We start from the raw sequence: 14484 nt of genomic DNA on the forward strand, positions 1-14484 counted from the left end.
ATGCAATTTTGGATACGGATTGTAATATGCTGTGATAAAACCAACTGTATAGAATATGGATTTTTTGTTTATAAAGAGAGTGTGTAAAACGGGTCAATAAAATTATTTGGCAAAATTATTTGATAAAATTACTGGGCAAGGGAATTTTCATGGCAGGCGTAGAAATAAAAAAGGTTGAAGCAGATGAAAGCGGAATGCGCTTAGATCGTTGGTTTAAAGCGCATTACCCGGGACTTGGATTTGGGCATTTACAAAAATTGTTGCGTTCTGGACAGATACGAATTGATGGTGGGCGTGTTAAAGCTGAGACGCGTCTTCTTATGGGCCAAGTTGTTCGCATACCACCTTTATCTTTTAATGACAAAGAAAGTCTTCCGGTAACGGATAAAACCCTTCGAGGACAGGATGATGGGGTCATTTTGAAAAAAATGCTGCTTTATGAGGATCCAAAGGTTTTTGTTTTTAACAAGCCAGCTGGTTTAGCGGTACAGGGTGGCTCTGGCTTGACGCGCCATATGGATAGTATGCTTGAGGTATGGCGTAATAAAAAAGGTGAAAAACCGCGGTTGGTTCATCGTCTTGATCGTGAGACATCGGGTGTGTTGATTGTTGCGCGGTCAAGAGGGGCGGCACAGGCTTTAACATCGGCTTTTCGAACACGTGAAACAAAAAAAACTTATTGGGCATTGGTGCGGGGTGTGCCTAAAAAAAAGCAAGATAAAATTTCAACGTGGATGGTTAAGGATAATACTTCCCAGGGTGATAAAATGCGGGTTTGTGAACATGGGGAGCCAGACTCTTGTCATGCAGTTTCCTACTACCGCGTTATAGATACACGAGGGCGCGCTCTTTCATGGCTTGAAATGGAACCTTATACGGGGAGAACACATCAGCTGCGTGTCCATGCTGCTCACATGGATCACCCGATCATTGGTGATGCAAAATATTTTTTTTCTGATAGTAATTGGGAGTTACCAGGGGGAATTCAAAATCGCCTTCATCTTCATGCACGCCGGATTCGCGTTCCTCATCCTTCAGGGGGGATATTGGATATCGTCGCACCTTTACCACCTCATATGGTACAAAGTTTTAATCTTTTGGCTTTTAATGAGAATGATGGTGAGACAGAATAAACAAAATAAAAGAAGAGTTTTTGTTATTTGTTTTTTTGAGTTGTGCAGTTTTTTGTAAATTTAAGAAGGTGTTATCTATATCACTTGTTGTGAAGAGAATTCTTGATAAAATAATCGCTCTTAAAGGATTGTATTTTTTAAATGATGAATTTGTAGATATCGTTTACAGATTTTTTCTACAGTTTCATTATCTTATTATGCCGTATAAAACATCATAAATTCACATATCAGATGTGTTTTGCTGTTGGATATATTGACAAATAATGTCAATTGGTGTGCATCCAAAGCTCATAGGGAAGTAGGGAGGTGATCAAAGGTTACGGCCCTATTACTTTTTTTGAGTCATAAGCGATTTTTTTGTTTTAGACTTTTATTAGAAATATCTTTTAAGCTGTTCATGAGTGTAGATATTGCTATTTGAGGTTGATAGCTGCTAGGAATATGAACGTGATACTTTTACTTTCAAATGCAAGACAAATATTCTTAAAAATAAAATGTAAATATTCTAGTATTTTTCAGTAAAAATTTTTATAATATGCTTTTTATAAATAATAAATTAATTTTTATATTTAAAATTCAGTGTTTTTATTTAGTTTATTTTTTATAAATTATTTATAAGATAGTAAAGTAATAAATAAAGTCTGCTTTTAACAGATCCTATGCAATTATGTAAAGATTTTAAATTTGAGATTTAATCGAATGATAAGTATAAGTCTGCAAGATTAAACAATTTTATGGATGTGCTCCTGTGGTGTCTAATGGGGTCACGACCTTCATGTAAAACAGAATGCCACCCAGTCGCCAATTTAAGGGCTTGTTTTAAAGAGACCTCTTAGTGCACCAAAGCCCATTTCACGGCGGCGTCCGTAAAGGGTATAATGATAAATCCGTTGAGCACCGCCATCTTTACTCTTATGAAGAAGCCGGTACCATCATACTCTTTGCCAGACCCCAATGTTACACAAGCCCTTGGCACTTGAGACGATTCATAAGAGCGATTTTTAGTCCTTTCTTAATAATTTTTATCCAGATATTCATCTCACTTGTTATGTGCAAACAAGTGGTTTTAATTGATGCAATATAAACAGGATTGAAATGAGAAAATCCTAACAGTGTTCGGGGCTCTTATTTAATATGAATGACGCTATATTATCGTTATAAATCAATGTTTTATTTAAGAGAGACTTAACATAGAAAAATGATCAATAGTAACAGGAGAGCAACTTTAATTTTTATCATCCTATTATGCCATAAAATACTGTCGTTTAGGGCGGTTATATAAGGAAGGGAAATTGTTCCGTGAGGGGTGGATTGCTTGGGCCTATGTTAGGCGCATAATGGCGGTACTTTGGGGGATGTTAAGCAAGGTATCAAGGTATAATTATGAGTAAAATGCATGGCTCTCTTTAGCTTTTTTGGTGATGCCCTTTCTTGTTCTTCAACACTTTATAGAAGCATTTTAAAAGCTATGAATGCTTTGTAGATATCACTCTTGTAGACGGATAATTTGCAAAGGTAGTAAACATGCTTACTTTTACTCTCAAGTTCGATGCATTTAAGTTTTTAAATCAAGAAAAATCCTTTTTAAAAATTACTCTCACAGTTGTTTCTGAATGGAAAAACAAGGCATTATCGTTGTCTTGTCTATAAAATAGATCTGAAATATAGTTCTCAATCAGATTGGAGCTGGTAAGGCCTTTTTTCTTCTTTAGGGAGGGGTGACAGGTAAACTCAACCCTATAAGGCATACAGAAACTTGAAAACTAGTCAATTTTTTGAAAATATCAAAGGTAAAATGATATGCGTGAAATTTTGAATCATTTTGATAAACCCTTGAATAAAAATCATTCTGTCCAGAAGATTGAAAATCTTTCTTGCCAGTCACTTCCAAAACGATTTTATAGCGAAGTAAAGGTTGCTTGTGAGGAGGGAGGATTTTCCCTCTTATTGGATGGATTTCCAGTTAAAACGCCGGCTAAGCGGCATTTTCTTGTGCCAACAGAAATGTTTGCTGCATTTGTGGCAAAGGAATTTGAAAACCAAAAGCAAGTTATTGATCCAGCAAAAATGCCAATGACACGTCTTGTGAATACTGTGATTGATGGCATAGCTGATAATATGCAGGTTGTATTTGAAGATTTATTGCGTTTTGTCGCATGTGATATGACTTTTTATCGCGCACAAACACCAAAAGAGCTGGTACAGCGACAACGTGAACAGTGGGATCCTTTATTAGATTGGGTAGAAGAAAAACTTGGTGCTCGTTTTCATGTAGCAGAAGGGCTTATGCATGTTGAACAATCACGCGAGGCTATTCAAGCAGTAAGCAATTATCTACGTAAAGTAGAATCTCCCTATATGCTTGCAGCACTGCATACGATAACAACCTTAACAGGATCAGCTCTTCTTGCTCTTGCTGTTATGGAAGGAGAAATGAATGCAGATCATGTTTGGAATATTGCCCATTTAGATGAAGATTGGATGATGGAACAATGGGGAGTTGATGAAGAAGCAATGATGCGCCGTGCTTATAAGAAAAGTGAATTTGACGCAGCAGGAACAATCATGACAACTTGTCTATAGGTTAAATTCTCTGCTGCTTTTCTTCATGCACTCATTTCTAAAACATCACATTATTTTTGTGATTTTTTGCGGATTGATTTTTATTTTCTCAAGTCCAGGAAATGCATCACTGGTTATATTTAAAATTGCTTCGTCATTCCCACGTATAAAATACCATTTGTTGTCTGAAAGAAGAGCAATTACTTCAGTTTGAATAGAGCGCTTTTTTCCAGAGTTTGTTGTAGTTATAAAATTCACGGGTATAACGAAATAAGGAATACCATTATCAAGTGTGCCTTCACGTTTTTGCTTTTGGTTGATTTGTATACTCTCAATCTTATAATTTTCTGCCAATCGTTGTATTTGGCTTTTCATGATTTGTTGGAATTGTAATTTACTAATGTTTTTTTTATTCATTAAGCTGCTGATAATTTGGGGGGGAATAGCATTTAAAATGGCATTTGCATCGGCATTTTGAAGCGCTTTACTGTAAGCAAATGCTGCTTCTTCAAAGGCTGTAGATTTTGGGGCTGTAAGTTTTGAATTTGTAATTGTATAAGCTTGAGTTATTGAGATAATAAAGGCAATGCATAAAAGAATAGGAAAAAGATAAAAAATTTGCAGCATTAGAAACCTTATAAATAATTCGAAGAGATTCAACTAGTATTATAAAGTAAGAGCACGAAAGCAAAAAGCTATTTGTGCTCTTTTATAAGCATAATATCCACAGAAATGGAGTTTTAAATTCCATTTTTAAATCGAAAATAATGATTATATTTTAAACAGAATAGTACATATCGAATTCCACGGGATGTGGAGTTGTTTCGTAACGTAAAACTTCTTGCATTTTTACTTGAATGAAAGAATTAATCTGATCATCATCAAAAACGTCACCAGCTTTAAGAAAACTACGGTCTTTATCCAGTGCTTCAAGTGCTTCACGCAGACTCCCTGAGACAGTAGGAATATCTTTGAGCTCTTTTAGAGGAAGATCGTAAAGATCTTTATCCATAGCGTGTCCAGGATGAATCTTGTTTTTGATGCCATCAAGACCAGCCATTAAGAGTGCTGCAAATGCTAAATATGGATTTGCTGTTGGATCTGGAAAACGAACTTCTACGCGTTTTGAATTTGGTGAAGGAGTCATAGGAATGCGGCAAGAGGCAGAACGATTACGTGCGGAATAAGCAAGAAGAACGGGCGCTTCATAACCAGGAACCAAACGCTTATAAGAGTTTGTTGATGGATTGGTGAAGGCGTTGATTGCTTTTGCGTGCTTAATGATACCACCAATAAAAAATAAGCAGATTTCTGATAGCCCGGCATATTCATTTCCGGCAAAGATTGGTTTGCCATCTTTCCAAATGGACAGGTGAACATGCATCCCTGAGCCGTTATCACCAAAAACCGGTTTTGGCATAAAAGTTGCTGTTTTTCCGTAGCTGTTTGCTATTTGATGCACAACATATTTAAAAATTTGCATCTTATCAGCTTCACGGACAAGAGTATCAAAGCGAATACCCAATTCATGCTGGCCTGCTGCTACTTCATGATGATGCTTCTCAACCCGGACTCCCATATCTTTAAGTGCTGTAAGCATTTCAGAGCGCATATCTTGACAGGAATCAATGGGGGGAACTGGAAGATATCCACCCTTCATTCGTGGGCGATGACCGAGATTGCCCGTTTCATATTCTGTATCGTCATTTGATGGAAGTTCGCTTGAATCGAGTTTAAATCCTGTGTTGTAAGGGTCAGTTTTATAGCGTACATCATCAAAGATAAAAAATTCTGCTTCTGGACCTACATTGATTGTATCTCCAATGCCTAAAGATTTCATATAAACTTCAGCTCTTTTGGCTATAGAACGAGGATCTCTACGATAAAATTCTCCAGAAACAGGATCGAGCACATCACAAAATATGACCAAAGTTGATTGGGCAAAAAAAGGATCAATGTGGGCTGTTTCTGGATCTGGCATCAAAACCATGTCGGATTCATTGATTGTTTTCCATCCAGAAATTGAAGAACCGTCAAACATAACGCCATCGCTAAATGTATCTTCACTGATTTCTGCAATATCCATGGTAACGTGATGCAACTTTCCTCGTGGATCGGTAAAGCGTAAATCAACAAAGCGGATGTCATTGTTGTCAATCTGTTTAAGAATGTCTGATGCGGTTGTCATATTCCATTTCCTTATTGGACTGAGGGAGATAAAAAAGATGAAAGACTTTATAGCTGTTAAAGAGCATCGATTCCGGATTTGTCTGTGCCGATACGAATGACATGATCAATGGAAGAAACAAATATTCTTCCATCTCCAATATGCTGTGTTTGAGCTGCTTTATTTATGGTATCAATAGCCTGTTCCAGTTTTTCATCGGCAACAACAATCTCAATTTTTACTTTAGGTAGAAAATCAACAACATATTTAGCACCGCGATAAAGTTCTGTATGTCCTTTTTGACAACCAAAACCTTTTGCTTCTGTTACTGTAATACTCTGCAACCCAATCTTTTGAAGCGCTTCTTTTACTTCATCAAGTTTGAAGGGTTTTATGATGGCTTCAATCTTTTTCATGCTGAAATTATCTCCAACGTTATTATGTCCTTTTAGACTACACCACCTTATATTGACAACTGTGAGATATATTAAAAGATACTTTCTACACGGAAAATGCGAAAATTATGTCACGATATATTTGGAGAAGACAGATTCCTTTACAGCATACAATGAAATGCTGTTATTTTATAGGGAAAGCGCTTTGAGTGTCGTAAAGAATCAGAATGATACAATAAAACTTTGCTCTTCTTTTTTGTACTGTTCTATTATGTATTTTATAACATGCAGACTTTTTAAGAATTTAGATTTATAAAGGCCGGCGCAGCAAAATTTCTTTTAGGAATTTTCCAGTGTAAGAAGCAGAAACGCTAATAATATCTTCAGGTCGTCCAATTGCAACAATTTCACCACCGCGATCTCCCCCTTCTGGTCCTAGGTCAATAATCCAGTCGGCTGTTTTTATAACTTCAAGATTATGTTCAATGACGGCAACTGTGTTTCCTTGCTCGACAAGTTCATGCAGGACTTCAAGAAGTTTAGAAATATCGTGAAAATGCAGCCCTGTTGTTGGTTCGTCCAAAATGTAGAGCGTACGACCTGTTGTTTTGCGTGAAAGTTCTTTAGCAAGTTTTACACGTTGGGCTTCACCACCGGAAAGTGTTGTGGCTTGTTGTCCTACTTTGATGTAGCCAAGGCCAACTTTCATGAGGGTTTTCATTTTGTTATGAATAGCTGGAACAGCTTGAAAAAATTCTTCTGCTTTTTCGATTGTCATATCCAAGATATCGGCGATAGACTTTTCTTTAAATTTTACTTCTAGGGTTTCTCGATTATAGCGTTTTCCTTGGCATACATCGCAGGTCACGTAGACATCAGGCAAAAAATGCATTTCAATTTTGATCACTCCATCGCCTTGACATGCTTCGCAGCGTCCGCCTTTAACATTGAATGAAAAACGTCCAGCTTTATAGCCACGGGCTTTTGATTCTGGAAGTTCGGCAAACCATTCACGAATTGGGGTAAAGGCCCCTGTATAGGTTGCTGGATTAGAACGCGGGGTGCGTCCAATAGGTGATTGGTTGATATCAATGACTTTATCAAGAAATTCTAACCCTTCAATTTTATCATAGATTGCGGGACTTTGATGTGTGCCCATGATATGATGTGAGGCAGCTTTGAAAAGAGTTTCAATGAGGAATGTTGATTTTCCTCCACCTGAAACGCCAGTTATGCAGGTGAAGGTTCCAAGAGGAATGGCAGCACTGATGTTTTTGAGGTTATTGCCTCGGGCTCCAGTTATTTTCAATGTTTTTGATTTTGATATTTTGCGTCGTTGAGCAGGTATGGTAATGGCCATTTTTCCTGAAAGATATTGCCCTGTGAGAGAAGAAGGATTTTCTATAATTTCCTGCGGCGTACCTTGCGCTATGATTTCTCCACCATGAACGCCTGCTGCTGGACCCATATCAACGACATGATCTGCTGTGCGAATGGCATCTTCATCATGTTCAACAACGATAACCGTGTTGCCTAGATCACGCAGATGATGCAGCATCTCCAAAAGGCGTTCATTATCACGTTGGTGTAAACCAATAGAGGGTTCATCTAAAATATAAAGGACACCTGTAAGACCAGAGCCAATCTGGGATGCCAACCGAATACGTTGGCTTTCTCCACCTGAAAGTGTCCCTGAATTGCGAGATAAGCTAAGATATTCAAGTCCTACATGATTTAAAAAAGCTAAGCGTTCACGAATTTCTTTTAAAATGCGAACTGCAATACTCCGTTGTTTTTCAGTGAGATATTGATGGATGTTAGCAAACCAATCATCTGCTTTTAAGATGGAAAGTTCTGATATTTGTCCAATATGCTTTCCGTGGATTTTTACAGCGAGTGCTTCTGGTTTTAAACGATACCCATGACAAGCTGGACAGAGCGAAGAAGACATATAATGCTCGATTTCTTCACGTGACCAAGCAGAATCGGTTTCTTTCCATCGTCGCTCCATATTAGGGATAACACCTTCATAATATTGGATCATTTTATATGTGCTTGGAGTATTTTTGTTGTCAAAGGAGATTTCCTTTCTTTTTATGCCATAGAGAATAGCGTGTTGCGCTTCATTTGAAAGTGTGTTCCATTTATCCGTGAGTTTGAATCCATAAATTTTACCTAATGCCTCTAAGATTTGGCTCTGAGAGGGTGAGGCTGATTTCGACCAAGGGGCAATTGCTCCAGCTTGTAAAGTGAGATTTTCATTTGGTACTATTTTTTTTGGGTCAATTGCCTTTTTTGTGCCAAGTCCATCGCAACTAGGGCAAGCACCAAAAGGGTTATTAAATGAAAAAAGCCGTGGTTCAATTTCAGGGATAGAAAATCCAGAGATTGGACAGGAAAACTTTTCTGAGAAAATAAGCCGTTTGTGCGTTTCATTTTTTGATTTGTGAGCAGATTCCTTTGAAGTTACTTCTTTTGCTAAAGGTTGGTCTGCCATTTCAACAACAGCAATTCCATCTGCTAGCTGTAAACAGGTTTCTATGCTGTCAGCTAAGCGAGAGGTAATGTCATCTTGCACGACAAGACGGTCTACCACAACGTCTATGTCATGTTTATATTTTTTATCAAGAGGAGGAATATCAGGAATTTCATAAAAAATTCCATCAACTTTAGCACGTTGAAATCCTTTTTTTAAAAGCTCCGTTAACTCTTTTTTATATTCTCCCTTTCTGCCTCGCACGAAAGGGGCCATAATAAAAATCCGCGTACCTTCTGGTAAGTCCATAATTTGATCAACCATTTGGCTTACCATTTGGCTCTCAATAGGAAGTCCTGTGGTAGGAGAATGAGGGATACCAATGCGGGCAAAGAGAAGGCGCATATAGTCGTGGATTTCAGTGACGGTTCCTACCGTTGAACGTGGGTTGCGGCTGGTTGTTTTTTGTTCAATGGAAATTGCGGGAGAAAGCCCATCTATGCGGTCAACATCCGGTTTTTGCATCACTTCCAGAAATTGGCGTGCATAAGCAGAAAGGCTTTCAACATAGCGGCGTTGACCTTCAGCGTAAATTGTATCAAAAGCTAAAGAAGATTTCCCTGATCCAGAAAGTCCTGTTATAACGATCAGTTTGTCACGAGGAAGGTCTACATCAATATTTTTAAGGTTATGCTCACGTGCACCGCGAATGGAGATATATTTTTGATGAGCCATATTTTATCCTTGGCATATATGACAAAAGTTAAGCATAGCATCCAAAGTGGAATAAAGCTATTTCCTTAGATTGTAAGCATTGCTTTAACGTGAAAAGAGAGTGCAAGCTCTTCGGAAAAAGATTAAAAAGAAGCTTTTTACTTTCTAGTGATGAAATAAACTATGCGTTGTTATCATCTTTTGCTATAATCGCACGATACAATATTTTAAAAAGGGTAGCAAGATCCACATTGAGGTCAATTGCAAATGCAAATGTAGATGGGTAAGTGATAAGATCAAGATAGTAATAATAGCGAGAGAACGGAAGTTGTTTTGCAAATTTTAAGACTTTGGAGTTTATGAGATGGCTGGTAGCCTTAATAAAGTTATTTTGATTGGTAATCTTGGTGCTGATCCTGAAATTCGTCGTTTAAATTCTGGTGATCAAGTGGCAAATTTGCGTATTGCGACTTCAGAGAGTTGGCGCGATCGTAATACAAATGAGCGTAAAGAGCGCACAGAGTGGCATAGTATCGTTATTTTTAATGAAAACCTTATCAAAGTTGTAGAGCAATATTTAAAAAAAGGCAGTAAGATCTATATTGAAGGTCAGTTGCAGACACGCAAATGGCAAGATCAAAATGGCAATGATCGTTATACAACAGAGATTGTTTTGCAAAAATACCGTGGTGAATTACAAATGCTTGATGGGCGAGGAGCAATGGGGGGAGAACAAATGCAAGGAGCACATCAGTCAAGTAGCGCTTATAGCAGTGGTAGTTTTGGTGATAACAGCGCAAATCAGAGAGATGTTTTTGGTTCCAACAATAGTCAGTCGGGAGAAAGCTTTTCACACAAATTAGATGATGAAGTGCCTTTTTGATGATGCTTAATAAGCACTTTTGTTATTGATCTTTATATCTTTTCATTTGTTTGTTTGAGGTTTTTGACGTTCAAAAAATGATGCCCGATTGATTTTATCAGCGATTTTTAACATAAATAACATGTTGAAAGTTATTGTTAAATTTCCTTTCTCTTGTAGGGGAAGTTAGCATTTTGATGTGTTTTTCGCTATACAAAGAGTAAAGTGATTCTTTTTGAAAGTCTTGAAGCTGTGAAAGATCTAAACCCATATCCAGAACGTGATGTGCTAACCGGTATTGAACCGGTTAGTATTCTTGATGAAATGCAACGCTCCTATCTTGATTATGCGATGAGCGTGATTGTTTCGCGTGCTCTTCCTGATGTTCGTGATGGTCTTAAACCTGTTCATCGACGTATCCTTCATGCCATGAATGAGATGGGGCTTTCTTTTAATAAGCCTTATCGTAAGTCTGCAGGTGTTGTTGGTGAAGTCATGGGGAAATTTCATCCTCATGGAGATGCTTCGATTTATGATGCTTTGGTGCGTATGGCACAGGATTTTTCTTTACGCAATCCTTTGATTGATGGGCAAGGAAATTTTGGTTCTGTTGATGGTGATCCGCCTGCGGCAATGCGCTATACAGAATGTCGTTTAGAAAAAGTTTCGCAAGAGCTTCTCGCTGACATTGATAAAGATACCGTTGATTTTCAGGATAATTATGATGGGCGTGAGCGTGAACCTATCGTCTTACCAGCGCGTTTTCCTAATCTTTTGGTCAATGGATCAGGTGGTATTGCCGTGGGAATGGCAACCAATATTCCGCCCCATAATCTTGGTGAAGTTCTTGATGCTTGTATCGCCTTGATTGATAATCCCGATATAACGCTTGATAAAATCATTGAAATTATTCCTGGTCCTGATTTTCCCACGGGTGGTATCATCCTTGGTCATTCCGGTGTTCGTTCTGCTTATGAAACGGGACGCGGTTCGATTATTATGCGTGCTAAGGTTGATATTGAAGAAATTCGCAATGGTCGGCAGGCAATCATTGTAAGCGAAATCCCTTATCAAGTTAATAAAGCAACGATGATTGAGAAAATGGCCGAATTGGTGCGTGATAAACGCATTGAAGGAATTTCTGATTTGCGTGATGAGTCTGATCGTGATGGGTATCGCGTTGTTATTGAGCTTAAGAGAGATGTTGTTGCAGATGTTGTTTTGAATCAATTGTATCGTTATACGCCTCTGCAAACTTCTTTTGGTTGTAATATGGTGGCGTTAAACGGCGGAAAACCTGAACAAATGACATTGCTTGATATGCTGCGCGCATTTGTTTCTTTCCGCGAGGAAGTGGTCAGTCGGCGAACAAAATATCTTTTGCGTAAAGCACGGGAACGTGCGCATGTTTTGGTCGGTCTTGCACTTGCTGTTGCCAATATTGATGAAATTATAGCGCTCATTCGCAAGGCACCTGATCCACAGACAGCGCGTGTGCAGTTAATGGAACGGCGTTGGCCGGCTGCTGATGTTGCACCTTTGATTAGACTTATTGATGATCCTCGTCATATTATTCATGCTGATAATACTTATAATCTCTCTGAAGAACAGGCGCGTGCTATTTTAGAATTGCGTTTGCAAAGGTTAACGGCGCTTGGGCGCGATGAAATTGCTGATGAATTGAATAAAATTGGAGTGGATATTACCGATTATCTTGATATTTTGGCATCCCGTTCACGAATTATGAGTATCATTAAAGATGAACTTAATGCTCTTCGTGAGGAATTTGCAACTCCTCGGCGTACCATATTTGGTTCTGGTAGCGCTGAGATGGATTGTGAGGATTTGATCGCATCGGAAGATATGGTGGTCACGGTCAGCCATAGTGGTTATATTAAGCGGGTACCTTTGAGTACATACCGTGCGCAACGGCGCGGGGGTAAGGGGCGTTCTGGTATGTCCACTAAGGATGAGGATTTTGTAACGCATTTGTTTGTGGTTAATACCCATACACCTGTTTTGTTTTTCTCAACGCGTGGAATTGTTTATAAAGAGAAAGTTTGGCGTTTGCCACTTGGTACGCCGCAATCACGTGGGCGGGCTCTGATCAATATGCTTCCCTTACAGCAAGGTGAGCGCATAACAACGATTATGCCTTTGCCAGAAGATGAAGCGCGTTGGAGCGCATTGGATGTGATGTTTGCAACTACGCGTGGAACTGTGCGTCGTAATAAATTATCAGATTTTGTTCAGGTTAATCGCAATGGCAAAATTGCCATGAAACTTGATGAAGAGGACGAAATTCTTTCTGTCGAAACCTGTACAGAACATGATGATGTCGTTTTAACAACAGCTAAGGGACAATGTATTCGTTTTCCTGTTGTTGAGGTTCGTGTTTTTGCAGGTCGCAATTCGGTGGGAGTGCGTGGTATCAATTTGGCTAACGGTGATAAAGTCATTTCAATGACAATCTTAGAGCATGTTGAAGCAACGTCTGTTGAGCGTTCTGCCTATATTAAACGTGTGATTAATGAACGGCGTGCTGCTGGTTCTGATGCTGAGGATATTGTAACTCTTGAGGAGGAAGAGGAGGCAGCCGAAACAGAGTTAACAGAGGAACGCTATGCAGAGCTTCATGCGCGCGAACAGATGCTTTTAACAGTGAGTGAATTTGGTTATGGAAAACGATCTTCCTCCTATGAGTTTCGGATTTCGGGACGTGGTGGAAAAGGAATTCGTGCCACAGATCCATCTAAGACAGCTGAAATCGGTAAATTAGTGGCGGCTTTTCCAGTGAAGGCGCAAGATCAAATTATGTTAGTGTCAGATGGTGGGCAGCTTATTCGCGTCCCTGTTGAGGGTATTCGTATAGCCGGTCGTTCAACTAAGGGGGTGACAATTTTCAATACAGCTGAAGGTGAAAAAGTCGTATCGGTTGAGCGTATTTCTGAATCTGAAGATGATGATAACCAATTAGAGGATGAAACTGGAAAAAATTCTGAAGCAGTTGGTGATTCTGATATGGTTGATATGAGCGAAGGGCAATAATTCTCAAGAGTGCGGAGTAAAATGATGAAAATTGCTCTTTATGGGGGTTCCTTCGATCCTCTTACAAATGGTCATCTTGATATTTTACAAGCCAGTTTTGTTTTAGCAGACAAGGTAGTTATGGCTATAGGTATACAGGCTAAAAAGAAACCACTTTTTAGTTTTGAAGAGCGTGTTGATTTGATTACTCAGGTAGGAAAAGACTTGTTAAATATAGGGACTGATCGGTTACAGGTTGTTTCGTTTGATAGTCTTTTGATTGATAAGGCTCGTGAAATTGGTGCTTCTTTTCTTATTCGCGGGTTGCGTGATGGCGTTGATCTTGATTATGAAATGCAAATGACAGGGATGAACAGCATCATGGCTCCTGAATTGCAGACCGTTTTTTTACCGGCAAGCGTTTCTGGGCGTATAATAACCTCTACATTGGTACGCCAGATTGCCTCTATGGGAGGGGATGTGGCACCTTTTGTTCCTGCAAATGTTGCTAGAGCTTTGTCCTTAAAATTTCAATCTTCAAGGGAGAATAATTGTGTCTCTTAGAATTCTGACTGTTTTAACATGTGTTTTTTGCTTTTTTTCTTTGAGTGTTGTAGCGGATGATTTGAAGAGAGCTGACGATTCTCATGTTCTTGTTTTATCTCTTAAAAATGGTGATGTGGTTATTCGTCTTCGCCCTGATTTGGCACCAAAGCATGTCGCACAAATCAAGAGGTTAACAAAGGAAGGCGCTTACAACAATGTTGTCTTTCACCGTGTCATTCCAGGTTTTATGGCGCAGACTGGTGATGTGCAATTTGGAAAAAAGGGGAGTGCAGATTTTGATCCTAAACGCGTTGGTATGGGCGGATCAAATTATCCCAATATATCAGCAGAGTTTTCAAAGGAGCCATTTAAGCGTGGCACTGTTGGAATGGCACGTTCGCAAGATCTGAATTCCGCGAATTCTCAATTTTTCATTTGTTTTAATGATGCTGCTTTTTTAAATGGTCAATATACTGTTGTGGGAGAGGTCATCAAGGGAATGGATGTTGTTGATAAAATTAAAAAAGGTACCACAAGTAATAATGGATCTGTAACAAATCCTGATGTTATTAATACTGCCACTTTACAAGCTGAGTGATGAG

Annotated in this window: 11 protein-coding genes and 1 pseudogene; 6 read left to right on the forward strand and 6 right to left on the reverse strand. The window is 38.8% G+C overall.

Features of this window, described 5'->3' with window-relative positions; translation table 11 throughout:
* The first annotated feature begins 149 nt into the window (after nucleotides 1-149).
* Nucleotides 150-1133 carry an RluA family pseudouridine synthase gene (locus BN200_RS06100; RefSeq protein WP_019221659.1) on the forward strand — a complete coding sequence of 328 codons (984 nt, stop codon included), beginning with the start codon at nucleotides 150-152 and terminating at the stop codon, nucleotides 1131-1133.
* A gap of 342 nt (nucleotides 1134-1475) precedes the next feature.
* On the opposite strand, the gene BN200_RS10110 is transcribed toward BN200_RS06100, so the two are convergent.
* On the reverse strand, nucleotides 1476-1574 hold the full coding sequence (locus BN200_RS10110; protein ID WP_154645986.1) for a hypothetical protein: 99 nt from the start codon (nucleotides 1572-1574) through the stop codon (nucleotides 1476-1478).
* Nucleotides 1575-1887: 313 nt separating this feature from the next.
* Nucleotides 1888-2132, reverse strand: a pseudogene (locus BN200_RS09715) (integrase); the annotation flags it as partial.
* A gap of 801 nt (nucleotides 2133-2933) precedes the next feature.
* Here BN200_RS09715 and BN200_RS06105 point away from each other — a divergent pair.
* Nucleotides 2934-3716, forward strand: coding sequence for an ATP12 family chaperone protein (locus BN200_RS06105; RefSeq protein ID WP_019221660.1), 783 nt, complete (start codon nucleotides 2934-2936; stop codon nucleotides 3714-3716).
* Between the two features lie 45 nt (nucleotides 3717-3761).
* Here BN200_RS06105 and BN200_RS06110 read toward each other — a convergent pair whose 3' ends face one another.
* The 4 genes from BN200_RS06110 to uvrA all read right to left on the reverse strand — a co-directional run bounded on the left by BN200_RS06110 (nucleotide 3762) and on the right by uvrA (nucleotide 9468).
* Nucleotides 3762-4322: a hypothetical protein gene (locus BN200_RS06110; protein WP_019221661.1), complete on the reverse strand. Its 561-nt coding sequence runs from the start codon at nucleotides 4320-4322 to the stop codon at nucleotides 3762-3764.
* Between the two features lie 151 nt (nucleotides 4323-4473).
* Entirely contained in the window at nucleotides 4474-5883 is a 1410-nt protein-coding gene (gene glnA / locus BN200_RS06115) for a type I glutamate--ammonia ligase (RefSeq protein ID WP_019221662.1), read from the reverse strand.
* A gap of 56 nt (nucleotides 5884-5939) precedes the next feature.
* Complete coding sequence (locus BN200_RS06120) at nucleotides 5940-6278, reverse strand: P-II family nitrogen regulator (RefSeq protein ID WP_019221663.1); 339 nt, start codon at nucleotides 6276-6278, stop codon at nucleotides 5940-5942.
* Between the two features lie 289 nt (nucleotides 6279-6567).
* The gene (gene uvrA / locus BN200_RS06125; protein WP_019221664.1) at nucleotides 6568-9468 is read right to left on the reverse strand and encodes an excinuclease ABC subunit UvrA; all 2901 of its coding nucleotides are present in this window, start codon (nucleotides 9466-9468) and stop codon (nucleotides 6568-6570) included.
* 343 nt (nucleotides 9469-9811) lie between these two features.
* Between uvrA and ssb the strand changes: the two genes are divergently transcribed.
* The 4 genes from ssb (at nucleotide 9812) to BN200_RS06145 (ending at nucleotide 14480) form a co-directional block, all read left to right on the forward strand.
* Entirely contained in the window at nucleotides 9812-10330 is a 519-nt protein-coding gene (gene ssb / locus BN200_RS06130) for a single-stranded DNA-binding protein (protein WP_019221665.1), read from the forward strand.
* A gap of 231 nt (nucleotides 10331-10561) precedes the next feature.
* Nucleotides 10562-13357, forward strand: coding sequence for a DNA gyrase subunit A (gyrA, locus tag BN200_RS06135; RefSeq protein WP_034989261.1), 2796 nt, complete (start codon nucleotides 10562-10564; stop codon nucleotides 13355-13357).
* A gap of 24 nt (nucleotides 13358-13381) precedes the next feature.
* Nucleotides 13382-13900: a pantetheine-phosphate adenylyltransferase gene (gene coaD, locus BN200_RS06140; protein ID WP_034989263.1), complete on the forward strand. Its 519-nt coding sequence runs from the start codon at nucleotides 13382-13384 to the stop codon at nucleotides 13898-13900.
* On the forward strand, nucleotides 13890-14480 hold the full coding sequence (locus BN200_RS06145; RefSeq protein WP_019221668.1) for a peptidylprolyl isomerase: 591 nt from the start codon (nucleotides 13890-13892) through the stop codon (nucleotides 14478-14480). Before coaD ends, BN200_RS06145 begins: the two co-directional genes overlap by 11 nt.
* Nucleotides 14481-14484: the final 4 nt, after the last annotated feature.

This window comes from Bartonella senegalensis OS02 (assembly GCF_000312545.1).
Lineage (GTDB): Bacteria > Pseudomonadota > Alphaproteobacteria > Rhizobiales > Rhizobiaceae > Bartonella > Bartonella senegalensis.

Bases quoted from the DNA above. Each gene is read 5' to 3' on its own strand.
- BN200_RS06110 (WP_019221661.1), bottom strand. From the start codon at position 4,322: ATGCTGCAAATTTTTTATCTTTTTCCTATTCTTTTATGCATTGCCTTT.
- glnA (WP_019221662.1), bottom strand. From the start codon at position 5,883: ATGACAACCGCATCAGACATTCTTAAACAGATTGACAACAATGACATC.
- BN200_RS06120 (WP_019221663.1), bottom strand. From the start codon at position 6,278: ATGAAAAAGATTGAAGCCATCATAAAACCCTTCAAACTTGATGAAGTA.
- BN200_RS06105 (WP_019221660.1), top strand. From the start codon at position 2,934: ATGCGTGAAATTTTGAATCATTTTGATAAACCCTTGAATAAAAATCAT.
- coaD (WP_034989263.1), top strand. From the start codon at position 13,382: ATGAAAATTGCTCTTTATGGGGGTTCCTTCGATCCTCTTACAAATGGT.
- BN200_RS06100 (WP_019221659.1), top strand. From the start codon at position 150: ATGGCAGGCGTAGAAATAAAAAAGGTTGAAGCAGATGAAAGCGGAATG.
- ssb (WP_019221665.1), top strand. From the start codon at position 9,812: ATGGCTGGTAGCCTTAATAAAGTTATTTTGATTGGTAATCTTGGTGCT.
- uvrA (WP_019221664.1), bottom strand. From the start codon at position 9,468: ATGGCTCATCAAAAATATATCTCCATTCGCGGTGCACGTGAGCATAAC.